This window comes from Lacticaseibacillus yichunensis, assembly GCF_003946405.1.
GTDB lineage: Bacteria > Bacillota > Bacilli > Lactobacillales > Lactobacillaceae > Lacticaseibacillus > Lacticaseibacillus yichunensis.
Genome location: NZ_RHOG01000015.1, coordinates 29,767 through 53,886, shown reverse-complemented (window position 1 = coordinate 53,886; position 24,120 = coordinate 29,767). Strand labels below are relative to the sequence as shown.

The following is a 24,120-nucleotide window of genomic DNA, read 5'->3' as shown; positions in this document are numbered from 1 at the left end:
AGTAACGACCAGTCGCGTCACGGCGCACTGTGATAGTGCCGACACGGATACTATCGGCATGACTGAACAAGCGCTTTCGTGAACCCGAAACGCGGAGCTTTCCCAGTCCGCTGATCGTAACGTGCTTGGTATCGAGAAATCGGTTGGAGCCGCTCGTTAGACCCGCTTCGGTCTTGGTGTATCGAGTAGGCAACTGATAACTGCCATCATAGCTCTTGCGGTGGAAGACGGGGACACCAGCCTGGTGGACTTGACGAAACATGTGCCACGCCGCTTGATAAGCTCTCCTGGCTTGGTCGATCACATCGGTGCCAATACCTGTGCCGGCCAACCAAGGGTGAATGGCAAACAGCAGTTGAGTGTTGTTCCTGCGTCGTTTTAGATAAGCAATACGGTCTTGAACGATCGAGATCGGTATCTGAACTTGTTGAAGCAAGTAGAGTTCTTTGTCGATCGCCACCATCTCATTGTAAGCAAAACGGCTGGCGTTAATGTTGTTGTCAATGATCCGCATCTGTTCAGACGAAGGAAAGAGGCGCATCTTTAAGCCATAGTAATATGGTTAAGTCGGCCATTTTCTTAGTCATATAGTTTCACCTCCTTACGCCTAAATTATACAATGGAATGGTAGAATCTGGCGAGTCTATCTGTCCAAATAATTATCTTTATAGGTAAATACGGGCACTGTATATATTTTTTAAGATTATTTAATTCATACGTTAAGGGCCAGCGTAAATCTTTCACCACTATGGGTCTCCATAGCTATTGGATTGAGACACCTGGTGATATGTCCAGAGAAACAGCCACTAATTATCTTTAAAATCCAAAAACAGAAGGGAGAAGGCGGGACGCCCAAGCAAAAAGGCTGACTAACATCAGCGACAGCGGGCTTACCTCCTCTGACAACAGTCAGAGGGTTCTCGCCCCAAAAAAAAAAATGAAGGGAAGCGGTTGCATGCAATTATCCACGAAGCTGTTTGCGCGCGTCGGCAAACAGGAGATCACCCAGTACACGATCGAAAATGATCGCGAAATGTCGCTCAGTTTCATCACCTTTGGCGCCAGAGTCCAGCGGTTGCGCCTACCCAGTCCACATCATCCGGGCGGCAACCCCAATCTGTTGTTGGGCTATGTCACCTTACAGGATTATTTGGAGCGGCCGGGCACATTTGGCGCCGTCTTGGGACCGGACCTGCAAGATGCCACCTCGCATCCCCACAATGGCTGGCAAAATTTCAATTGGCAAGGCGACCTGCAGCGCCACGGCGACAGCGCGACCTTGATCATGAGCCTGCGCTTGCCGGACGGCGCAGATGGCCTGCCCGGCGCGCGCGAGGTGAAGATCGCACACACCTTGGACAACGACAATCATTGGACGATCGACTGGTGGATCGAGACCAGCGAACCAGTCGCACTGCGGCCGACGATCGACCTCGCGTTTGCCTTGACTGGTGACCCGGCCCAGACGATCATGGACCAACGGCTGACCCTCGGCGCCAAAACCGTTGAGATGCCGGTGGTTGACCGCCTGACGAAGGAAACGACAGCCACCCTGACTGCGCCGCTTTGGCAACTCGCCCTTGAGACTGATGCGCCTGGCCTTTGCGTCAGCTCGTATCCGCAGATCAGCGCCGTGGACAACTTCAACGGCATCGTCGGCCAGCCCCACATCGCCGCGGGCTTGCGGCCACTCGTTGCACCCGATGACGGGGCCTTGCACCTTCAGCCGGGCGAGCCGTGGCGCCAGCGCACCGTGATCACCTTGGCCAGCACGCTGTAATAGTTTTTGGAAAAAAGTGTCACAGAGGACGGCTATTCGCAGTGTCGCGAGCCATCGTTGCAACCAAGATCGACAAATTTTTTGAAGCGTTGTCAAAAGAAGCCCCCTGCGCAAAAAACGCAGCGGGCTATTTTTATCTCGACACGACCCTATTTCACTTATTCACCGGCGTCGGCTTGGTGCGCAACAATTGCCCCGTCAATCCGAGACTAATGCCGCCGACGATGAGCAGCGCCCCGATCGGCCACACCAGCGCGACCAAAATGCCGGCAACATACCCGCCATAGAGCCACAGCCGCGCCGCCACATTGTTCGAGACATCACGACTAATGCCGGGATTGTCCTTGATCACCGACTCGTCCATCAGCTGAAACGCCAGCGACCACAGCAAGAGCACCCCAAGGTAAACGACTTCCGGCAGCGTTTTGTCGGCGTGTTGCCCCACCCAGGCAGTGCTGGCCGGCACTAAGGTCAGGCTGAACAACCACAAACCGTTGAAAAGGTACGTCCTGGTCGAGATGATCTTTGCCTTGTTGAAAAGATTGTGGTGGGAATACCAAACCACATAGATCATCGTGAAGCTGAAAACATAAGCGACCATGATCGGCCAATCCGCCGCCAAGCCGCGCAAGCTGACTGATTTTGGCGGCCGCAGCTCCAGCACCATGATGGTCGCCGCGATCGCGATCACCGCATCCGTAAACGCCTCTAGCCTGCCCCTGTTCATCGCGCACCCTCCTGTCAGAGCGATAGTCGCATACTTAGCCAGCCAGTCGCGCATCACATTTCGGGAAAAATCATCCTGCGTCCTGCAATCTTGCTGGGGCCTATTTTTCGGCTGAGGAAAACCTGCTGCCGGAGAAAAAACACACCCAGGCCACGATGCATGCCCAGGTGTATCTATTATCTCGCTTTATTTTGCCAACTCATGGACCTGAAATGTCAACGGTTCGATGGCCTGTTCCCGCCACTGATCAAACAGCGGGGCGGTCTCGATCTGTTCATCCAACAAGACGATGCCGCAGTCGCCGCCGCCTGCCCCAGAGGACTTGGCGGCCCCGCCAACTGATTCAGCCAGATCACACATGGTCGTCAGCTTCGGCGTTTCGATGGCGACGCCGGAAAAGGCCGCAAGCTCATTGAGCAGTCGGCGATTGTCGCGAATGCCCGCCTGAATTTTTTCTAGCGCCTTGTCGCGGAAGCCCTGAATGAGACTTTCGATGGTCTCGCGGCTTGCCTCCAAGAACTGGGTGTACTGCGCCCGTTTTTCAGCCTTGGCGATTGCGATCTTGTCGACGAGCTGGCTGGTCGAAGCCGGCGAGCCGGTCCAGCCGATCACCAACTTCAAGGCGGCCGGAGCCGTCAACAACTCGATCGAAAGCTCCGGCCAATCCATCGTGATCAGTTGACTCAGTGAATAATTGCGGCGCTGTGCCGCCAGCCAGGATTTATCGAAACTGCGATAGGCGATCCACCCGCCATATACAGACGCGGCGATGTCGCCCAAGCTGCCGTTGCCCTGGATGTCCAGATGGGCGATCGCGGCGAGTTTGTAGATCATGTCCGGGGTCATGTTCAATTGGTAAAACAGGTTCAGCGCTTTGACCGTGGCCACGGTGACCGCCGCAGAACTGCCCAAGCCGTATTTTTTGCCATCGGTCGAATCGAGGTCTGAATCGATGTCCAGCCGATACAGCGCAAGGTCTTTCCCCTGCTCGCGGGCGTAGGTCTCGGTGAGCTTGATTGCCGAGAGAATATAGTGAAACGGATTATCGCGGTTGTCGAAGACCATCTCGTCGCCATTGCGCTGCCAAAAAAGGGAGTTCTCCTGGTATTGCTTGGAGACGATGCTCCCATAGGCATCGGCTGCGGCCGTCACGTTCACGGTCACAAACTGATCCACTGCGACGATGATCGCGGGGTACCCCGTTTCAACGACTGCATATTCACCAGCCACATATAATTTGCCTGGCGCCTGTGCTGTTACCAATCCATCAGAACCCTTCACTTTTTGATTAACTCCATGCTGAAGTATACGCTTGCCCGCAAGCCGCGGGGCGAACTCGCGAAAAGCGTTACTCTTTTTGAAGAAAAGCCTTTTCTATTCTAGAGAACGAACGGCTTTCGTGCAACTTTTTTGGATTTTCTCGTCGACACGGGAAAGATTCCAGCCTGAACTAGCTGCCCCGCCATCCCGCGGGTCGCCGCACCTTTTGTAGTTGGGTTCCGGCCCGCATGGTCGAGGTATCTAGTTGGCTCGTGCACTCGAGGCAAAGACCGCCTCAAGCGCCCAAGCCAATCTAGCTACTCGACCATCCCGCGGTCCTCCACACCCTGACACACAAAACGGGTCATCGCTGGGATGACCCGCCTCTTTTACAGGAGATATTTTGCGTCAAACTCCGGATCCTGACTGGTCAAGATCTTTGGGCCGTCATCGGTGATGACCAGCGTGTGCTCGTACTGGGCGCACGGAGAACCATCGGCGGTCACATAATATTCCCAATCATCATTTGGCACCTGCTTGGCCTTGATCTTCCAAGTGCCGGTGGTGATCATCGGCTCGATCGTGATGGTCATGCCCGCCTTCAAACGCAGGCCGTGGCCGGGCTCGCCATAATGCGGCACGTTTGGCGCTTCGTGCATCGTGGGCTGAATGCCATGGCCGATCAGGTCGCGGACATCCCCGTACCCATTTTCATCTTCGGTATAGTGCTGAATCGCATACCCGATATCGCCGAGCCGGTTGCCGACAACGGCCTGATCGATGCCAAGATACAGCGCCTTCTTGGTGACATCCATCAGTTTCTGTTTCTCTTCAGAGATCTGACCGACCGCGTATGTCCAGCAGGAGTCGCTGAAGTAGCCGTTGAAGTCGACGACGGTATCAACCGCCACGATGTCGCCTTCCTTTAAAAACAGACCCTTGCGCGGCACCGCATGCGCCACTTCATCGTTGATCGAGACGCAGGTGGCGTATTTGTACCCCTCAAAACCAAGTTCCGCGGGAATCGCCCCGTGACTTTCAATATATTCACGGCCGACTTTTTCAATCTCCCAGCTCGACACCCCTGGTTTGATGATCTCTGCGACGGCCTTATGCATCCCGGCCAAGATTGCGCCGGACTTTGCCATGCCCTCAATTTCACGCGGCGACTTTAATGTGATCAAAATTCGCATCTCCTATTTAAAATGGCATTCTGCTTCAATATTTTCAAAACTTAGTGTAACACAAGATGCAACTGAAAACAGGGTGGCGAGGCGGGGCACCATCCCGCGCACCTCCGCACCCTTTCTAATTGGGCTCCGCCGAGCAGGGGGGGCATGTAGTCGGCCCGGTCGCTCGATGGCCAAGTGCGCCATCAACCGCCCAGCCCGCACTACCTGCCCACCCCTAAACGCTCGGCTCCGCACCCTTTCTAGTCGGGCTCCGGTGCGCATGGTGGGGACATCTAACTGTCTCGTGCACTCGGTGGCTAAGCACGCCACCAAGCACCCGAGCCAAGCTAGCTGCCCCACCATCCCGCGCACCTCCGCACCCTTTCTAGTTGGGCTCCGCCGAGCAGGGGTGGGACATGTAGTCGGCCCGGTCGCTCGATGGCCAAGTGCGCCATCAACCGCCTAGCCCGCACTACCTGCCCACCCCTAAACGCGCACCTCCGCACCCTTTCTTTTCCCGCCGCTTGTCTGCTATAATGCTTAGGACAAAACGCAAGGATGGAAGGAAGTTAGCACATGGTAGTGGCAAAGATCGTCTATGCCAGCATGACCGGCAACAACGAAGAGATCGCCGGCATCGTTGAGGACGAATTGCAAAAATATGGCGTCGACACCACGGTCACCGAAGTTTCGCAGGCCGTCGCCGAGGATTTTGAGGATGCGGATATCTGCGTCGTCGCAACTTACACGTATTCGGATGTTGGCGACGGCGTCTTGCCCGACGAAGCGGTCGATTTTTACGAGGATCTCAAAGAGTTGGACCTGACCGGCAAAGTGTACGGCTGCTGCGGCAGTGGCGATAAATTCTACGACGCCTTTGCGACAAGTGTCGACGACTTCGCCAAGGCGTTTGCCGAGACCGGTGCCACGCAAGGCGCGACGAACGTCAAGATTGACCTCGCCCCAGAAGCCGATGACATCACCGCACTTGAAAAATTCACGAAGGACTTGGTCGACAAACAAGCTGCCATGTAATTGGGCAAAAAAGATCGCTGCGGCGGTCTATTTTTGTCTAGCGCTGACAACTATCACGCTTACAAAACGAAAGTGTATAATAAAGACAGAAAGAAGGCGAAAGAGATGTCGATCTATGATGAACAAGTGACGCTCGAAGATGGCACGGACTATACGCTTGCCAAATATGCGGGTCATCCGCTTCTGATCGTGAACACCGCGACCAAGTGTGGCTTTTCTCCGCAGTTTGCCGGGCTTGAAGCGCTATATCAGGAATACAAGGACCAAGGGCTGGTCGTGCTGGGCTTTCCGTCCGATCAATTCCATCAAGAGTTGGCAGACGGGCAAGCCGCAGCGGAGGCCTGTCGCACCACGTATGGCGTGACCTTCCCGATGCACAGCATGGTCAGCGTCAACGGCGACGATGCCCTGCCGCTGTTCGACGAGCTCAAGGACGCCGCGCCGGGTGCGCTTGGCAAGGCGATCAAGTGGAATTTCACCAAGTTTCTGGTCGACCAAAACGGCAATGTGGTCAAGCGTTACGCGCCGAAGACCACGCCGGATAAGATCGCCCCAGACATCGCCAAGCTGCTCGCAAACTAACCAAGCGCGGCACCCACAGCAGTTAGACGCCCTCACGCAACCGAATCGAAAAGCCTGTCGCATGAGATCTCTAACCCGCATGCGACAGGCTTCTTTTATTCGTTGAGCGATGTTGTTTCTTCGACTTCATGTTCGGCCGCGCGGGCATCGCGCTGGGTGCGAAAATGTGTTGCGCGTTTGCGCACAAAGTCATGGACCTTGCCGCGGCTACGATGCAACTCACCTGTGAAGTATTCTGCGATCACGGCGTTGAGCACCACGCCGATCAGCAGCATCATCGCCGAAAAATTCAACCACAGCAATAACACGATCAACGTCCCAATCGTCCCATAGGAGTTATACCGGGTGCCGAACTGCTTCATGTACCAGGAAAACGCCTGCGCCAACAGCAACCAGCCTACCGAGGTGAACGCGGTGCCCGGCAAGATCGTCCGGAACTTCACGCGAACGTTTGGCAAAAAGTAATCGATGAACAAGATCACGATCAACAACGCCGCCACCGTGACGGGCCAACGCAACGCATTGAAGGTGTTCAGCCAGGCATCCGACAGACCGACGATTGGCCCCAGCCATTCCAGGAACTGGCGGCCAAACGCAAACGCGATCATGACGGAGCCCAGCAGGAAGATCAAGACGAACATCGACACCATCGCCAGCAGCCGCTGGATCAGGTAATTCGAGGACGAGGTCACCCCATACGCGCGGTTCATCGCATTTTTCAGCCCGCTGATGCCGAGCCCCGCCGCCCACAACGTGGCGACGGCCCCGATCGAAAGGATGCCGCCGCTGGTGCTGTTGAGCAGGTTTGAGATGATCGGGTCGATCCATTTCATGATATCGCTTGGCACCACCTGCGTGAGATAGCCGCTGATATTTTCGTAACTCAGCCCGAATACTGGTAGCAAGTTCCCCACTGTGATCAGCATGGGAAAAAGTGAAAGCAGTGCATAATAGGCCAAACTCGCTGACGCGGCCCCGATCTGCGCGTCATTGATGCGCGTGAACGCCATTTTCAGAAATTCACGGAACTTGACTTTGCGCGGCAGCTTCATGTCAGCCAGCGGCACGCGGCCGTCCTTGATTGCCGCCTGTTGCGCCGGCGTCAACCGTTGAACGGTTTTTTTTGCGTGCCGATTTGCCTTTTTCTTGGCCATACGCCCGCTCCTTTCCCCTAATTAAGTTAATTATATCAAAGCGGGGCCTAGAATTCAGTCGCCAGCCGTTTTTGCCAGCCTGACCAAAGAAAAAAGGACGCATCGCTGCGCCCCCGTTGTCTGAAAATGATTTATGCCGGCGTGATGGTGACATGGTGGTCGTTGCCCGGCGTCGCAAGATACAGCCGCGGCGCCACGCGATCGCTGAAGACCGCGTACTGGAACTCAACATTTGTTGCCACGCCGAAGTTGCCCTGATGATCCAGCGCGATATAGGAAAATTCGCCCACGGCCCCATTGCGCGCCTGAAGCTGATCGATGAAGGTGTAAACGGCCTTGTCCATCGCGGCTTGCACCGGCATCCCCTGCGCCATCAGCGACACGATCTCAAAGCACAGCGGCCGCTTCATCAGATCCTCGCCCAGGCCTGTTGCGGCGGCCGCCCCCACCGCGCTGTCGGCGTAAAAGCCATTGCCGGGCTGCGGGGAATCGCCGACCCGCCCGGCGTGCTTCATGAATAGCCCGGATGTCGAGGTGCCAACGCGGATGTGGCCGCGCGCATCCAGGGCGATCATGCCGACTGTGTCATGGCCGTCATATGGCGTCAGCCGCCCGCCTTGGCCAACTTCCACCTGCCGTTTTTGCCAAGCGGACTTGGCGCCACTTGTCAGCATGTTTTTCCGCGCCAAGCCGTGCTGATCCGCATAAGCCTCAGCGCCGGTGCCGACGAGAAAATTATTGACCCGCTCCTTGGCCAGTAGCCGAGCCAACGCGATCGGGCTTGCGACATCTTCCACACCGGCGACGGCACCGATCTGAAAATTGTCCCCGTTCATGTAGGCCCCATCCAGCTGGACCATGCCCTGTTCATTCGGCAGGCCACCATAGCCGACCGAGGTCAACGATGGATCGTCTTCGATCACCTGAATCGCGGTCTCCACCGCATCCCCCGCGGTGCCATCAGCGGCCAGTGTCGCTGCGGCGCGCTGCACGCCACCCAGCGCCATCGCCCATGTGCCGATCATTGCGTATGTCATGCCTGCTCCCCCTTTACCCCGCCGCGAAATGGCTGCGGCGCCTCTGGTACTTGCTCAAAATAATACTGCACGGCCTGCAAAATACGGGCGGTCGCGTGGCCATCCCCGTATGGATTTTTCGCGCTGGCCATGCGCTGATACTCGGCCGGATCATCGAGCAATTGCGTCATCGCCGCGGTCACCGTGGCCGGCTCGGTGCCCACCAGTTTCAGCGTACCAGCCGTGACTCCTTCCGGCCGCTCCGTGGTGTCGCGCAGCACCAGCACCGGCTTGCCAAGCGATGGCGCCTCTTCCTGCACACCGCCGGAATCGGTCATGATGAAATTGCTGCGAGCCGCCAGGTTGTGAAAGTCCAGCACATCCAGCGGGTCGATCAGATGAATGCGCGGCGACCCGTCCAGCACCTCATGCGCGACCTGTTGCACCGCGGGATTGAGGTGGACCGGATAGATCATCTCGGTATCCGGATGGGCCTCGATCACCGCCCGCATCGCCGTCAGGACTCGCCGCATCGGGGTGCCGAGGTTCTCGCGCCGGTGCATCGTCACCAAAATCAATCGCTTAGCCGGATCGACCATGTCGAGCACTGCATGGTGATAATCCGGCCGCACCGTTTCCTTCAGCGCATCAATGGCGGTGTTGCCCGTCACGAAAATACGGTCCGCGGGATGATTTTCCTGCAAAAGATTCGCCCGGCTTTGATCCGTCGGCGCAAAATACAGATCGGCCAGGACATCAGTCAGCTGGCGATTCATTTCCTCGGGATACGGACTGTTCTTGTTCCAGGTGCGCAGCCCAGCTTCCACATGCCCGACCGCGACGTGATGATAAAACGCTGCGACGCTGGCCGCAAACGTGGTGGTCGTGTCGCCGTGGACCAAAATGATGTCCGGCTTTTCCGCATCGATCACGCCGCCCAGCTCGGTGAGCACATTGCTGGTGATGCCATCAAGCGTCTGGCGCTGCTTCATGATATTCAGATCATGGCCCGGCGTGATGTGAAAGATCGCCAGCACCTGGTCGAGCATCTCGCGATGCTGCGCGGTGACCGTGACCACCGTTTCAAAATGCGCCGGATCTTTTTTCAGCGCGAGCACGACCGGCGCCATCTTGATTGCTTCCGGCCGCGTGCCAAACACGGTCATCACTTTGATTTTTTGCACATTGCCACCCCGTTCTTCGTTTGATTTCAGTATAGCAGAGATGGCGGGGCGAGCTCGACGCGATTTTTACCTGTAGCGGCGAATTCTTGCGCGGCTCAGGGCAGCGCCTTCTTGATGAAGACGAGGTGCGTCGGCGCAAGGAGGCGAATGCGATACGGCGCACTTGCGAAAAATAGCGCGCGGACCGCCGTCATGTCTTCGCCAAAATAGCGGCCCAGCAACGCATGCGTCGGCTTAAGGGTCAATTCGATGTTCTGGTTTGCCGGATCCAGTAGTTGCCTTGCCACCGCGGCGCGAAACTGCTCCGGAGTCATTTTGGCCGCCAAATGGTTGATTGGCCGCGCGACTGGCCAGTAGTCGGACAGCGCAAAGACCAGCGCGATCACAGCCGGATCGTTGCTGTCCACTTTCACTGCGTTGTCCGCCATTGCCTGCAAGATCGTCTCAAGCGCCATTTCAGCCACCTCCCTGTTTGCTGCAAAGGTTAACCCCGTTTGGCAAAAAAGGCAAAGATTTTGACTCGCTAACACCTTGGCAAATTTTTTTGTTCAAAGTGCTGACGTCACGTAAGCCCCGGGTGGTCCGCGGCCAGAAATGGCTGGAACGCTCCCAAGTGACTTTAAGCCCGTAAAGTCCACGGTCTTAAAGCTCACTTTCGTTGTAGGCGGCAGAGCCGCCAACAACGACGAGGGGGCTGAGCCATTTCTGGCCGCAGCCCACCCTCATATAGAACATCTGAATTTACCATTCTAGTTGCCGAGCTGTCGGTCAAAAGCCTATCTTTGGTTTCGAACGACTATCAACCTATGCCTGGCCAGTTAAGAGGGTGACGCAATTTTAATAGGGAACAATCATGACTCTGACGAACACGACGCGCAAATTCAGAGTTTAGCGTTCGAACTAATCCAATTCCTCCACCAGCAATGCGGGCTCAAAGTCGTTTGTCCGCTCTACTCCGGTCGCCAGCCATTTCTGGCCGGAGCGCACCCGTGCGCTTCCGCAAACTGATTTCAGAAGTTCGATGAGAGGAAGCTGCCAGTCTCTCCCCGCCCTTTCCGCTCAGATTGTCCTGTATAATAGAAGCGAGGTGATAAGGATGAAGATCGCGTTGATCGCGCATGATGAGAAGAAGCCGATGATGCGCCAGCTGGTGCGGGCGTACCAGCCTTTTTTGCAGGGACACGAGTTGTTTGCGACCGGGCATACAGGGCAATTGGTCGCTGAGGAGACGGGACTGCGGGTGCACGCGTTCAATTCCGGGCCGCTGGGCGGCGACCAGGAGATTGGGGCGTTGATCGCCCAGAATCAATTGGACCTCGTGATCTTTTTGCGTGATCCGCTGACCGCCCAGCCGCATGAGCCTGATGTGAATGCGCTGATCAGACTTGCCGATGTGTACAATGTGCCGCTGGCCACCAATCTCGGCTCCGCGGAAGTCCTCCTGCGCGGACTGAATGCGGGTTTTCTGAATTTCCGCTCGCTGGTCTCCGGTGACGAAACAAAGCATGACCACTATACAGAATAAAAAAAGTCAGGCACATCCGAAAGACCCGGGTGCGCCTGATTTTTTTACGCCGAAGCGGTATCAAATTGGCTGTAGTAGAGCTTCGCGTAAAACCCATTTTGCTTGAGCAAGGCGTCATGTGTGCCTCGCTCGATCACGCGTCCGCCGTCGATCACCAAGATCTGATCCGCGCGGCGAATGGTCGACAGCCGGTGGGCGATCACGAAGCTGGTCTTGTCGGCCATCAAGGCGGTCATGGCGCGTTGCACCGCGGCTTCGGTGTTGGAGTCGATCGACGCGGTCGCCTCATCCAGCACCAGGACCGGCGCGGCGGCGGTGAAGGCGCGCGCAATGCTCAAGAGCTGACGCTGGCCTTGCGACAAACTGGCCGCATTTTCGCTGAGCTCAGTGTCGTATCCGTCTGGCAACTGGCTGATGAAGGAATCCGCCCCGGCATTTTTTGCGGCTTGAATCACGTCTTCATCCGTCGCGCTAGGCCGCCCCAGCCGAATATTTTCCTTGATCGACAGGGAAAAGAGATAGGGTTCCTGTTGCACCACGGTGACGAGGCGCCGCAGATCCGCCCGCCGAATGTGCGCAACATCCACGCCATCCAGCAGCACCCGCCCTTTTTGCAGTGGATACAGATTCGTCAACAGATTCATGATCGTCGTCTTGCCGGCCCCAGTCGGCCCGACCAACGCGACGACCTGCCCAGGTTCGGCGGTCAAGCTGACATCGGTCAAGATCGGCCGTGTGTCATAGGCAAACGAGACATCATCGAAGCGGACATGCCCAGTCGTTTGCGGCATGGCGACCGCATCTGGGGCATCCACTTCCGGTTTTTCATCGATCAACGCGAAGACGCGCTCCGCCGAAGCTAGCGACAGTTGCAAGGTGTTGATCAGATCCAGCACGTTGTTGATTGGGCCGGTGAAGTTGCGCAGGTAGATCAGGAAGGTGAAGATCACGCCGACCGTCACCGCGGTGTTGCCCGTGATGATGGAAATTGCGCCCGCCGCGGTGATCAGGAGGTACGCAATGTTGTTGGTCATGTTGAAAAACGGGCCGATCATGCTAGAAAAAGTCTGCGCCTTAATGGCCGCCGCGGTGTACTGCGCATTGGTCTGATCAAACGTCGCCATCGTTTCGTCGAGATGGTCAAAGAGCTGCACGACCTGTTTACCGGACACGGATTCCTCGATCTGCGTGTTCAAGCTGCCAAGCTTCTCTTGTTGCGTGGCAAACGCCTTTTGCGTCACATGTGAGACCGCGCGGGTGAACAAGAACGTGACAAAAGAGGCGGCCAGGGCAATCAAGGTCAAAAGCGGCGACAGTAAGATCATCGCCATCCCTACCCCAACGACGCTGATGATGCCGGTGAACAGCTGGACGAAGGTCTGCATCAACGCCGTATTAATATTGTCGACATCATTTGTCAGCCGGCTCATGATGTCGCCGTTGTCATGGGTGTCAAAATACCGCATCGGCAGGCGCTGCATGTTGGCAAACACATCGCGCCGGATCCGCGTCGACGTGCGCTGGGCAACGCCGATGATCAAAGCATTTTGAAAATACGTGCAGACCGCCGATATCGCGTAGATCACGGCCATGCCGGCGCAGACCAGCATCAGCGTCTTCACCAACCCCTTGGCAATGTATTGATCGATCACGATGCCGTTCAGCCGCGTGCCGAGAATGGTGACCAGGGTCGTCAGAAGCGTCAGCGCAAACACGATCACTAATTTTGTCCGGCCGCCTTCCAAATATCCCCACACGCGGCGGACCGTCTGTTTCCAATCGACCAGGACGACTTTTTCCTGATGAATGTTGCGCGGGCCATGTCGTCTCATGTCCATGCTACTCGCCTCCTAACTGCGTCTGCACAAGCTGCGCGTAAAATGGCGAGCGGGTCAACAGCTCCTGGTGCGTGCCCCGCGCGGCAATGCGTCCGCCATCCAGCACGATGATCTGATCACAATCCATCACGTTGGTCACGCGCTGGGAAATGATCACCGTGGTCTTATTCCGCCGCGCCTTGGCTAGGTTCTCTTTGATCGCGGCATTGGTGACCTGATCCACGGCAGAGGTAGCATCGTCCATTACCAGAATCGGCGCATCCGGCACCACCGCCCGGGCAATGTTCAACCGCTGGCGCTGACCGCCGGAAAAATTTTTCCCGAGTTGTTCAACCGGTGCGTCAAAGCCGAGGTCACGCGGGGCGATGAACTCAGTGGCCGCCGCAATGTCTGCGGCGACTTGAAGCTGCGAGGGGGTCGCAGCCGGTGCGCCGTAGACGAGATTGCTTTTGATCGTGCCGGAAAATAGCAACGAGTCCTGCAAGGCCACCGCGACTTCCCGATGCACCGCCGCCAGCGGCATCTGCTGGATATCCGCGCCACCGATCGTGATCGACCCGGTGTAAGCGTCATTCGTGCGCGTCAGGAGATTGATCACAGAGGATTTGCCACTCCCGGTCGCGCCAATAATGCCAAGCCAGCCCCCTGCCGGCACCGTGAAGGTCAATTGATCCAAGATCGGCTCACTTTGCTGGTAGCCAAATGTGACGTTCTTGAAGGCGATACTGCTGTCTTGCGGCGCGGCCGGCGTCTCGGGCAATTCCTGCGGCGCAGGTGTTTCAGCCAGGACCGCCTGCACCCGAGTCGCACTGGTGATTGCGCGGGAAAAGGCGGTGATGATGTTGACAGTCTGGACCATCGCGTTCGTGATCTGGATCATGTAATTGACAAATGCGATGATCTGGCCGTCGCTGATCGTCCCCGCGATGGTCAGATTGCCACCATAGGCCAGCGCCGCCACAACGCCGAGGTTCAGCACCAACTGAATAACCGGTGCAAGCGGAACCGTCGCCATGGCCGCGCGTAAGCTCGTGTCCTGCAAGTTGACGTTGTCGTCGTCGAACTGGGCCTTTTGGTGATCTTCCAGCACATAGGCCTTGATGGTCTTGGCGCCTTGCAGATTTTCCCGCATCACCAGGTTCACCCGGTCAACGGCTTGCTGCATCTTCGTGTACAGCGGAATGCTGCGGCGCACGATGATCAGCATGAAGATCACCAGCAGCGGCATCGCGATCAGCAAGATTGGCGCCAAGTTCGGGCACACGATGACAGACATGACGATGCCTCCAAACAAGAGCATCGGCGAACGCACCATGCCGCGGGTCACCATCATCACCAAGTTTTGCATCTGGGTGACATCGTTAGTGATGCGCGTGATCAAAGTCGCCGGCTTCAACCCAGCCGGGTCCCGATTTTCCAAGGCGACTTGGAGCATGTGACTGCGCAGCGCTTCGCCCATTTTCAGCGACGCGATGGTGCCGAACACGCCGGAGCCTGCGCCGCACAGCAAGCCGAGCAGCGCAAACAGCAGCATCAGCCCGGATAGTCGGACCACATAGCCCATGTCCCCTTTGGCCAACCCATTGTCGATGATCTGAGACATCAGGGTGGGTTGCTGCAGGTCGCAGAAGACTTCGCCCAACATGATCAACGGCGCGGCAAAAAATGCGAGGCGGGCCTTGCCGCGCAAGTGTTGCATCACGATCGTAAACATTGACTCACATCCTTATTTCGAAAAAAAACGCGTCACTACTCCCCTACCTAGTTTGGTCTAAGGAGCCGTGACGCGTTCAGTTATTGTTGATAATTGTAAAACTCATTTTCGGGTGACACAAGTAAATTGCTTGAAAAATGGCTGGCCTGCGCCGGTCACTGATCCGCGCCGTATTTTGCCACAAACGCGGCGTAGTCATCGACCACCTGGTGCAGGTAGTCCTTCGCCCAGCTTTGGATGGCGACATCGGCGTCGCGGTTGAGATACCCATCAGCCACCGCGGCGGTCGGACTTTGCGCATGCGCCATTGCCAACAGGTACGCACAGATCCGGCAATAGGCTTCGAACTGCCCCCATTCCAGCCGGTCGAGGTTGATGGATTCCTTCATGTCCCGGAACTGGCGAACGTAAAAGCTCTTTCCATCCAAGTTGAACCAGCCTAAAAATGGATCAGATGCCTTTTGCAAGATCTGCTGGGCCGCGATGATGCGCTGGCCCTCACTGACTTCGCGATCCAGCGTGACCGCCAGATTGTTTGGCGCGAGCTCGCGCCGCCGTGGCAGCGCCTCTTTGACCTGCAGGACCAGGTGACTGCCGCCCAGCCCAGTGAGCAAGATCAGGTAGCAATAGGTTCCAAAGCTGCCAATGCCAACACTGTGGCGAATAATATCAGAGACATGATATTGGCCCAGCAGCAACGTGATATCCGCACGCGTGGTCTTTTGATAATCCAGGTACCCGCGCATCAACGCAATCTCCCGCCCCGGCTCCACATGCACCGACCGCGGCGCCGCATCCTTAAAGCGAAGGCGCGTGGCCGTGGCCCGCTCGGTGTATTTGGCGACGACCGATTCATTCGTCTGCTTTTGCGCCTTGGCCATCACGCGTTTCACGAATTCGACATCGTCTTCATCCGGCAACGCCGCCAGCAACTGCTCAACATTGGACGAGGCGTAAAAACGTTCAAGCGCCCCTTCCTTAAAGGCGTGCTTCAGTGCCTTGCGATACGTCCGCACCAAATTTTGCACGAGTTCATCCATCGGCGCTTCATCGAAATGCCGCTGGGCGCCCAGCAAATAAACACTGGTGGCCAAGCGCTTGAGATCGAATTCAAATGAGTTCGGCGCAGCTTCGTCAAAATCGTTGAGATCAAACAGTAAGTTGCGCTCAGGCGACGCATAGAAACCGAAGTTCTGCAGATGGGCATCCCCATCGCTGAGCACGCGAATACCCGATTGCGGCTCACGGCTCAGGTCATACGCCATCAATTCGGCGGTGCCACGGAAAAACGCAGCCGGACTCGCTGCCATTTTGCCATGACGCTGCGGCATGAGTTCCTGAATCAGATTTTGTTCGATCGCCTCTATGTAGGCCACCGGATCACGCCCCGTGCTTGTCCGCTCGCCGAGTGTCGCCGCTGGAACAGTGTCCCGCAGCGCCTTGCCCTGCGCCTTGAGCGCATCCAGTGCGGTGTCGTTTTTCATCACGCTTTGATCGCGCAAAAGCTGCTGAAGCATCGTCTTTTTCATACGGGTCACCTCATGGCTACGCTACAACAACAAATACGATGGCGCAAGGAAAAAGACAGGGTGCGGAGCCGAGCGCTTAGGTCTGAGCAAATAGTCCGGCCTGGGCGGTTGATGGCGCACTTGGCCATCGAACGACTGGGACGACTATCTGTCTCAGACCTGCTCGGCGCAGTCCAACTACGGTGCAGAGCCGAGCGCTTTGGGGTGAGCGGCTAACTTGGGCCTGGCGCTTGGGGCTGTACTTTGGCCCCGAGTGACGGGACCAGTTAGGCGTCGCATCCCTGCTCGGCGCAGCCCAACTATGGTGCGCAGGGGCGCGGGATGGTGGTCCAGCTTTTCCAGAGAAACAAAAAAGAACCAGCCAATGGCCAGTTCCCACATTCAATTTTCGGCTCAGCCGGCCAAGGTCGTGGAAAGATCCACGATTGTTGCCTTGTCGGAGAAACGGCCGTTGACGATAAAGTCGTGAATGACCGCTTTGAGAATATCGATCATCTGCTCGCGCGTGATGTCGATGAAGCCCGGCGCCATCAGATTGGCAATGCCGGTCGCGACGATCCACAGCCCGGAGATGGTGTTGCGCTGCTGCTCGTCGCTGAGATGTTGCGCCGGTGCATATGTTTGCAGGCGCTCCATCGCGGTGCCAAGTGCGTATTCGCGCATCTCGTCAACGCCGAAGTGGTCCTCGACGAAAACGGCCCGGTACAGCGGCCGATTTTCCAGCGCAAAATTAATATAGGACAATCCCAGATCGACGATTGGATCCTGGGTGAAACGCCGCGCCATTTTCGTGCGAAGCGTTGATTTGATCTCGTCCATGACAGCTTGCTTGAGTTCGCCCATCGAGGTGAATTCAAGGTAGATCGGTTGCGTCGAACAATTCATGGCCCGCGCAATATTCCGCGCAGTAAAGCTCTTGAATCCTTCTTCAACAACCAGATCATATGCAGCCGTCAGAATCTGATCCTTGGTGATCGTTTTCTTCCGTGCCAAAGTGTTCCCCCACTTTCGTTGCTTACACTAGACGACAGCAGTTGCCGACCGCGTCCTGTCTTTACACCGACTCTTTACATTTACAGCAACTTTTAACGTTATTTTACCAAAGTCTAGCGGAAACGCAATCATTAAATACCACGAATTATGAAGTTTATCTTCACCCATTGCCCGAAGAGCTTGTATAACAAGGACTACGGGCCATTTGCCTCAGGGTCTCACAATATATTCGTTATATTCGATACATTCGCGCCGTGAATGGTTCAAGCCGGCTACTGCGCGTTTTGTAGAGGTGATCAAGGATTGTCGCTGGCAATTGGCAGTTTGCTTTCTACCCCCACCATCCCGCGCACCTGCGCACCCTTTTCCAGTCGGCGGAGCACCCTTTCTATGGTACAGTTAAGCAAACAAATAGAAAGTTGGGAGAGTATGACAGAGAAAACTTTTGACCAAGCGCTTCAAAGCTATGCCGAATTGGCTGTCGATGTTGGGGTGAAGGTGAAGCCGGGCGACACGGTGTACGTGCAGGTCGCCGTTGACCAGGCCGACCTGGCACGTCGCATCGTGACAGCCGCATATGACCGCGGGGCTGCCGAGGTTCAGGTGCAGTGGCAAGACGACACGCTCAAGCGACTGGACATGGCCCACATGACCGAGGAGCGTCTTTTCAACATTCCACCGCACATCGGCGTCCAGTTTGAGTATTGGCTCGCCCATCAAGCCAAGCGCATCACCGTGATCTCGGCCGATCCGGACAATTTAGCGGGCCTGCCCGCCGAACGCATCGCTGGCTACCAGGACGCTTTCCAGAAAGTCTACGCCCCGCTGATCAACGCGATCTCCAACAATGATATCTCCTGGACGATCATCGGGGCGGCTTCGCCAAAATGGGCACAAAAAGTCTTTCCGGAACTGTCCGCCGAAGACGCAACGACCGCCCTGTGGCAAGCAATCTTTAAGACCACGCGTATCGACCAAGATGATCCCGAGGCTGCGTGGCAGGCCCACAACGCCAAATTGCATGCCAAGGCGGACTGGCTCAACGCGCAGCAATTTGACCGCCTTCATTATCAAGCCCCAGGCACAGATCTGACGGTCGGCTTGCCGAAAGACCATGTCTGGGCTGGCGGCGGCACGCAAAATAATCATGGTGAGGCGTTCATGGCCAACATGCCGACCGAGGAAGTCTTCACCGCCCCGGACAACCGTCGCATCGATGGCACCGTTGCCTCGACCAAGCCGTTGTCATACGCCGGCACGATTCTGCAGGGCATGCACTTCACCTTTGAAAAGGGGCAGGTCGTTGCCGCTCATGCGGACCAAGGCGATGCGGTGTTGCAACATCTCCTTGCCATTCGTGGCGCGCGCTCCTTGGGTGAGATCTCGCTGGTGCCGGACCCATCGTCGATCTCTCAGTCCGGCCTGATCTTTTTCAACACGCTTTATGACGAAAATGCCTCCGATCATATGGCCCTTGGCTCTGCCTATCCATTTTCAGTGAAAGGTGGCACCAGCATGGATGATGCGGCGCTCACCGCGCACGGCCTCAACCGCAGTGATACCCACGTCGATTTCATGATGGGGTCAGCGGAAATGAACATCGATGGCATCAAGGCGGACGGCACCGTCGTTCCTGTTTTCCGTAATGGCGACTGGGCCTAATGCCAGCTATTTTTCAAAAAAAGCGCACCTGACAAATGTCCGTCCCACGAAAAAATCGCTCATCTTCCGCAACTTGCGGTTGGATGAGCGATTTTTCATTGCAGGCGTTATTCGGCGCGCAACGCCACGGCTGCGTCTTTCTTAGCCGCCATGCGGGCCGGCACATGGCCGCCCAGCAGGGTCAAGATGGTACTGATAATGACGAGCACGATGGCATGGACGGGATTAAGCACCGCCACACCGGCGAGGCCGGTCACATTTTCAAGCACGATATTGATTGGGAAGGTCAACAACCACGCGACGAAGATCCCGAATAGTCCGGCGCCAAAGCCGAGGATGAAGGTCTCTGCATCGAATACGCGGGTGATGTCCTTCTTCCGCGCACCCAAGGCCTTGAGCACACCGATCTCTTTAGTCCGCTCCAGCACACTGGTGTAAGTAATGATCGCGATCATGATCATCGAGGTGACCAAGCTGATACCGGCAAAGGCCACCAGCACATAGGTGATTGCGTCCATCAACCCGCCTGTCATGTCGGAAACGGTTCCGGCCAAGTCGGTGTAGATGACTTTATCCGCCTTGTCCTTACCCTTGTTCCACTTGTCGAGGTAGCTGAGCACCTTGTCCTTGAGCTTGAAGGTCGTCGGATAGATCTGAATGGAGGCCGGGGTACTGCTTCCACCAAGGACTGTGAGGACGCTTGCCTTCGTCGAGGCATCCATCGTCTGGCCAGTCATCACGTTGGTCGCGCTGGCCTTTTGCGCCGTGACGATCGCCGAGTCTTTATTTTCATTCAAGACCATTTCGGTGAGCTTGCTGCTGTAAGCCACACCCGCCGCCAGCAGGCCATCCGAGTTTTTCGACTTCACGCGCACGATGCCAGTGATGGTCAGCGTCTGAGTCTTCGGCTTTGCGGCCAAGTCATCGAGCTTTTGGGAAGGGATGTAGGTCCCCGTCGGCAACTTGGTGTAGTAGTCGTCGTTGGCCACCAGTTTGATCTGGGTGCCAACCAGCTGATCGTAATCGAAGTGCTCGTTTTCCTTGACGTTAAAGCCAAGGTTCTTCAGCGCGTTGATATTAATGCTGTTGTCCTTGTTGACCACCAGCACCAAATCGGTCGCCTTAGTCGGATACTTGCCGGCGATCGTCTTATAGTAAGTCTTCAGAAAACTCTGCTTGCCATCGCGATCGATCGGGTAAATGCTGCCGCCAACGCCCGTGGTGCTGGCCAACATGGCAGACGCGTTGAAGGTCGTGCTGTCCGGATTGCTGTTGGAAAACGAGACCGTTTTGTATTTGCCATCGACTTCGCGCATCAGGTTCATCCCGGTGCCATATGAGACCGCGATGTTTTTGGCATCCTTCGCCGGCATTTTTTCCACATAGTCCAGATAGGCATCGGACAGCTTATTGACATGCTGGGCTTTATCCGCCGCCGACGTCTTGGCTGTCACTTGGTCAGCCTTGGAAAAACTCTTCTGCGACGTCCCTGTCATCGCCGTGTTATCGGAGCCGACCTGCGAGATCGTCACTGGCATAGAGGCCATCGCCTCAGATTGGGTCTGGTTGATCTGCTTTTGGAAGCCGTTGGACAGCGCCAGAACGACGGCGATGCCGATGATCCCAATGCTCGAGGCAAAAACAGTGAGGAACGTGCGCCCTTTTTTCGTCCGAATGTTGTTGAACGACAGATTAAGCGCGGTGAAGTAGCTCATCTTGGTGCGCTTGAGGTTGAACTGGTCGGACTTGGTGCCTTCGACATGGGGATGGGAGTCGTGCTGAATGCTCCCATCGGCAAACTCGATCACCCGGTCGGCATATTTATGCGCGAGGTCCGGATTATGCGTGACCATGATGACCAGCCGCTCTTTGGACAATTCCTTGATCAGCTGCATGATCTCTTCCGACGTCTCGGAATCCAGCGCGCCGGTCGGTTCATCGGCCAACAGAATCTCAGGGTCATTTGCGATTGCACGGGCAATGGCCACCCGCTGCATCTGGCCCCCAGAAAGCTGGCTCGGCTGTTTGTGCATGTGATCCTTGAGGCCGACGCGGATCAAGGCGTCTTCGGCGCGCTGACGCTTTTCCGCACTGGCGACGCCGGACAAGGTCATCCCCATCTCGACGTTTTGAATGATCGAGAGATGAGAGATCAGGTTATACGACTGGAAAATAAAGCCGACCGAATTATTGCGGTAGGCGTCCCAATCGGCATCCTTAAAATCCTTGGTCGACTTGCCCTTGATCAAAAGGTCTCCCGAATCATAGCGATCCAGCCCACCGATGATGTTGAGCATCGTTGTTTTCCCGGAACCCGATGGCCCGAGAATCGCGACGAATTCCTGTTTGCGAAACGCGACGGAAACATCGTCTTGCGCCTTGGTCAGCGTGTCGCCGACTTGATAGTATTTCTTGATGTGTTTAAGTTCGAGCACGTGAGCACTTCCTTCATAAAAATTGACAGTGGTCGGGCGGCGACAGCAGGACTCCCCCGTCGCAATGATCGATCTTGCCAGTTATCTCTTTTATAGTAGCACGTTGCGTCTTGGCACTTCGCCTGCAAAATAATGAAACGAGGCACACCGCTGGCTTACGCCAAGACGCCGCGAACGCCGCCTGAGCGACGCTTTGTCACATGGGTACGATCATCGCACAGCCGCGCCCCTGTCACCTCAGGCCAAGGACCTATTTAGATTCAATGTCATAGAAAAAGGGTGCGCAGCCGAGTGGTTTTGGGGTGGGCAGCTAACTTGGCTTGGGTGCTTGAGGCGGTCTTCGCCTCGAGTGCACAAGACAGTTAGATGTCCCACCCCTGCTCGGCGGAGCCCGACTGAAAAGGGTGCGCAGCCGAGCGCTTAGGGGTGGGCAGCTAACTTGGCTTGGGTGCTTGAGGCGGTCTTCGCCTCGAGTGCACAAGACAGTTAGATGTCCCACCCCTGCTCGGCGGAGCCCGACTGAAAAGGGTGCGCAGCCGAGCGCTTAGGGGTGGGCAGCTAACTTGGCTTGGGTGCTTGAGGCGGTCTTCGCCTCGAGTGCACAAGACAGTTAGATGTCCCACCCCTGCTCGGCGGAGCCCGACTGAAAAGGGTGCGCAGCCGAGCGCTTAGGGGTGCGCAGGTACGCGGGATGGCGTGATGAGAACAAGCCGAAAAGCCGGTTGTTCTTACCGCGTGATCACCGCAGCCAGTCCGGCAAAACACCCAAGCAGCAAGACAACGCCACACGCCACAAGGTTAACTTGCCGCCAGCCGAGCAACAACGCAGGCACGAGCCACCAGCCAAGTGCAAACATCGCGATCAATGCGATCAGGAGAAACGGCAATCCTTTCGCCGCCCCTCGTAGATCCTGCGGCGACAGATTTGCCCCAAAGCTAAGCAGCAACGCCACCCCCACCCAAAGCAGAATCTGCCACCAAGGCGCGGAAATTGTGGCGACACTGATCGTCCGCCACGGCTGACCCGGCCACAAGATCCATTTGCCACTCAGCACTAGGATCGCAGAAATACCCCACAGCGGGGCGCTGGCGGCAACGCTCAGGCCCAGCCGTTGCCACAACGTTTTTTTTGAATACGTGAACGTCACATGTCCCGCGGTTCGGCCACTTGCATCTGGACGCAAGGAATACTCGGCAATGTGTAGACCGAATAATTTGCCGACCAGCGCGTGCAGACTCTCATGCACGAGCAACCCAGGTTTCATGACCCAAAGCTGACTAGAGGCTTTGCCGCGCCGGTTCACAATGTGTTGCACCAAAAGGCCGTTGAGCCAGGACAATCCAACCGTCGCGCCCACAAGAATCGCAAAGCTTGCGCCAGCTGTTTCAAGTAAACTCTGCCAAACAGACATCCACTCACCTCCGTTTAAATCAAAAAGGCCGCGACAACTGACCTTTGCCAGTGTCACGACCACGACTGCACTCTATCGGAATCGAACCGATGACCTACCGCTTAGGAGGCGGTCGCTCTATCCTGCTGAGCTAAGAGTGCGAACTTACCCATTTTGCCAAAAAGTGAAAAGGCTGTCAATGTGAACCGCCCTTTCACTTTGTTTTACGCCCCGACCGACCCGTCCCGATAACTGGCGGCGATTTGGTCCATCATCAGTTTGAATTGGCGCTTGCGGCGGCGGCCAAAGACAAAGGCCATGATGCCCTGATTGGCGTTTTGACTGGCGCTGTTAAACTCACTGGTCTCGTTATAGACCACATGCGTCGTGCCGGCTTGCGTTTCCTGAATGTCATAATCGACCGAGTAAGTCCCGCTGGCCGTCCGCGTCTCAAACGCATAGCCCTTGTTCAGGATGTTCTTGGTGATCACAATACGGCCGCTCTTGTTTTTGCCAAAACTCTTGCCGTAAGAATAACCCTGAAGCTTTGACGCCGGCACATCCTGGCCAGTCGCCTGCTTGATATCGTACAGAACAGACGCGATCACGCGCTGATAGAAAAATGCAACTGGAACGTCAACATCCGTTTCAATGACCATTATGGTTCCCCCTTATGACACACCGGGAAAAAACACGGTGTGAAGTGGCGGCTTGTGTTACACTGAACGCCGCTTTAGTGATAACTCTACACGTCCCCTTTGCGAAAGTAAAACCGTTTCCACAGCCGGGACTTTTGAAAGGAAGCAAAATCATGTCCTTAACACCTGAACAAAAGGCCGCAACCCAACGCGAACTCGCGGAGAATTTTGCCAAAACCGGGCTGACCCAAGCGCAGGTCTGCGCCGACCTCCGGATCTCAGCGGCAAAGTTCGATCACATCATGACGCTGACCCAGACCTCACTTGAAGATCCGTGGATCATGCGCAACTACCTATTGGAAAAGGTGGCCGCAGCCGGTCAAACGCCGGTGCCCTTCACAGCCTTGAGCGGCGACTGGCACCGCCACTGGTTCCTCAATAGTGCGGCGATCGATGCCCGCCAAATGAGTGCCGGCGACCGCTAA

20 protein-coding genes, 1 tRNA gene and 1 pseudogene are annotated in these 24,120 nt (G+C 56.3%); 6 read left to right on the top strand and 16 right to left on the bottom strand.

What is annotated here, in order from left to right; all coding sequences use genetic code 11:
* Nucleotides 1-514, bottom strand: a pseudogene (locus EKM95_RS06180) (RNA-guided endonuclease InsQ/TnpB family protein); the annotation flags it as partial.
* 441 nt (nt 515-955) lie between these two features.
* Here EKM95_RS06180 and EKM95_RS06175 point away from each other — a divergent pair.
* Nucleotides 956-1,780 carry an aldose epimerase family protein gene (locus EKM95_RS06175; RefSeq protein ID WP_164510109.1) on the top strand — a complete coding sequence of 275 codons (825 nt, stop codon included), beginning with the start codon at nt 956-958 and terminating at the stop codon, nt 1,778-1,780.
* Nucleotides 1,781-1,934: 154 nt separating this feature from the next.
* Here the strand turns inward: EKM95_RS06175 and EKM95_RS06170 are convergent, their stop codons facing one another.
* From EKM95_RS06170 to map, 3 genes are all read right to left on the bottom strand, one after another.
* Nucleotides 1,935-2,507 (bottom strand): TMEM175 family protein, encoded by a 573-nt coding sequence (locus tag EKM95_RS06170; protein WP_125696976.1) that lies wholly within the window; start codon nt 2,505-2,507, stop codon nt 1,935-1,937.
* A 186-nt stretch (nt 2,508-2,693) separates the two neighbouring features.
* Entirely contained in the window at nt 2,694-3,770 is a 1,077-nt protein-coding gene (locus EKM95_RS06165) for a phosphomevalonate kinase (RefSeq protein WP_125696975.1), read from the bottom strand.
* Nucleotides 3,771-4,156: 386 nt separating this feature from the next.
* Nucleotides 4,157-4,951, bottom strand: coding sequence for a type I methionyl aminopeptidase (gene map / locus EKM95_RS06160; protein ID WP_125696974.1), 795 nt, complete (start codon nt 4,949-4,951; stop codon nt 4,157-4,159).
* A gap of 564 nt (nt 4,952-5,515) precedes the next feature.
* Here map and EKM95_RS06155 point away from each other — a divergent pair.
* Both EKM95_RS06155 and EKM95_RS06150 read left to right on the top strand, forming a co-directional pair.
* A complete protein-coding gene (locus EKM95_RS06155; RefSeq protein ID WP_125696973.1) occupies nt 5,516-5,974 on the top strand; it encodes a flavodoxin in 459 nt (152 codons plus the stop codon).
* A gap of 105 nt (nt 5,975-6,079) precedes the next feature.
* Nucleotides 6,080-6,556, top strand: a complete 477-nt coding sequence (locus tag EKM95_RS06150; RefSeq protein WP_125696972.1) for a glutathione peroxidase — start codon at nt 6,080-6,082, stop codon at nt 6,554-6,556.
* 95 nt (nt 6,557-6,651) lie between these two features.
* Here the strand turns inward: EKM95_RS06150 and EKM95_RS06145 are convergent, their stop codons facing one another.
* The 4 genes from EKM95_RS06145 to EKM95_RS06130 all read right to left on the bottom strand — a co-directional run bounded on the left by EKM95_RS06145 (nt 6,652) and on the right by EKM95_RS06130 (nt 10,365).
* Nucleotides 6,652-7,710: a YihY/virulence factor BrkB family protein gene (locus tag EKM95_RS06145; RefSeq protein ID WP_125696971.1), complete on the bottom strand. Its 1,059-nt coding sequence runs from the start codon at nt 7,708-7,710 to the stop codon at nt 6,652-6,654.
* A gap of 131 nt (nt 7,711-7,841) precedes the next feature.
* Complete coding sequence (locus EKM95_RS06140; RefSeq protein WP_125696970.1) at nt 7,842-8,747, bottom strand: isoaspartyl peptidase/L-asparaginase; 906 nt, start codon at nt 8,745-8,747, stop codon at nt 7,842-7,844.
* Nucleotides 8,744-9,910, bottom strand: coding sequence for a non-hydrolyzing UDP-N-acetylglucosamine 2-epimerase (gene wecB / locus EKM95_RS06135; protein ID WP_125696969.1), 1,167 nt, complete (start codon nt 9,908-9,910; stop codon nt 8,744-8,746). Before wecB ends, EKM95_RS06140 begins: the two co-directional genes overlap by 4 nt.
* A 95-nt stretch (nt 9,911-10,005) precedes the next feature.
* On the bottom strand, nt 10,006-10,365 hold the full coding sequence (locus EKM95_RS06130) for a hypothetical protein (protein ID WP_125696968.1): 360 nt from the start codon (nt 10,363-10,365) through the stop codon (nt 10,006-10,008).
* 641 nt (nt 10,366-11,006) lie between these two features.
* Here EKM95_RS06130 and mgsA point away from each other — a divergent pair.
* Nucleotides 11,007-11,435: a methylglyoxal synthase gene (gene mgsA / locus EKM95_RS06125; RefSeq protein WP_125696967.1), complete on the top strand. Its 429-nt coding sequence runs from the start codon at nt 11,007-11,009 to the stop codon at nt 11,433-11,435.
* A 44-nt stretch (nt 11,436-11,479) separates the two neighbouring features.
* Here the strand turns inward: mgsA and EKM95_RS06120 are convergent, their stop codons facing one another.
* From EKM95_RS06120 to EKM95_RS06105, 4 genes are all read right to left on the bottom strand, one after another.
* Entirely contained in the window at nt 11,480-13,273 is a 1,794-nt protein-coding gene (locus EKM95_RS06120) for an ABC transporter ATP-binding protein (RefSeq protein ID WP_125696966.1), read from the bottom strand.
* 1 nt (nt 13,274) lies between these two features.
* Entirely contained in the window at nt 13,275-14,987 is a 1,713-nt protein-coding gene (locus EKM95_RS06115; protein ID WP_125696965.1) for an ABC transporter ATP-binding protein, read from the bottom strand.
* A 155-nt stretch (nt 14,988-15,142) separates the two neighbouring features.
* Complete coding sequence (locus EKM95_RS06110) at nt 15,143-16,516, bottom strand: DUF2252 domain-containing protein (protein ID WP_225423198.1); 1,374 nt, start codon at nt 16,514-16,516, stop codon at nt 15,143-15,145.
* A gap of 393 nt (nt 16,517-16,909) precedes the next feature.
* Complete coding sequence (locus tag EKM95_RS06105) at nt 16,910-17,509, bottom strand: TetR/AcrR family transcriptional regulator (protein ID WP_125696964.1); 600 nt, start codon at nt 17,507-17,509, stop codon at nt 16,910-16,912.
* 429 nt (nt 17,510-17,938) lie between these two features.
* Between EKM95_RS06105 and EKM95_RS06100 the strand changes: the two genes are divergently transcribed.
* Nucleotides 17,939-19,171, top strand: a complete 1,233-nt coding sequence (locus tag EKM95_RS06100; RefSeq protein WP_125696963.1) for an aminopeptidase — start codon at nt 17,939-17,941, stop codon at nt 19,169-19,171.
* Between the two features lie 107 nt (nt 19,172-19,278).
* On the opposite strand, the gene EKM95_RS06095 is transcribed toward EKM95_RS06100, so the two are convergent.
* The 4 genes from EKM95_RS06095 to EKM95_RS06080 all read right to left on the bottom strand — a co-directional run bounded on the left by EKM95_RS06095 (nt 19,279) and on the right by EKM95_RS06080 (nt 23,656).
* On the bottom strand, nt 19,279-21,606 hold the full coding sequence (locus EKM95_RS06095) for an ABC transporter ATP-binding protein/permease (RefSeq protein WP_125696962.1): 2,328 nt from the start codon (nt 21,604-21,606) through the stop codon (nt 19,279-19,281).
* A 728-nt stretch (nt 21,607-22,334) separates the two neighbouring features.
* A complete protein-coding gene (locus EKM95_RS06090; RefSeq protein ID WP_125696961.1) occupies nt 22,335-23,018 on the bottom strand; it encodes a hypothetical protein in 684 nt (227 codons plus the stop codon).
* Between the two features lie 66 nt (nt 23,019-23,084).
* Nucleotides 23,085-23,158, bottom strand: a tRNA-Arg gene (locus tag EKM95_RS06085).
* Between the two features lie 63 nt (nt 23,159-23,221).
* Nucleotides 23,222-23,656, bottom strand: coding sequence for a DUF3284 domain-containing protein (locus EKM95_RS06080; RefSeq protein ID WP_125696960.1), 435 nt, complete (start codon nt 23,654-23,656; stop codon nt 23,222-23,224).
* Nucleotides 23,657-23,808: 152 nt separating this feature from the next.
* Here EKM95_RS06080 and EKM95_RS06075 point away from each other — a divergent pair, with 152 nt between their 5' ends.
* A complete protein-coding gene (locus EKM95_RS06075; protein ID WP_125696959.1) occupies nt 23,809-24,120 on the top strand; it encodes a DUF2316 family protein in 312 nt (103 codons plus the stop codon).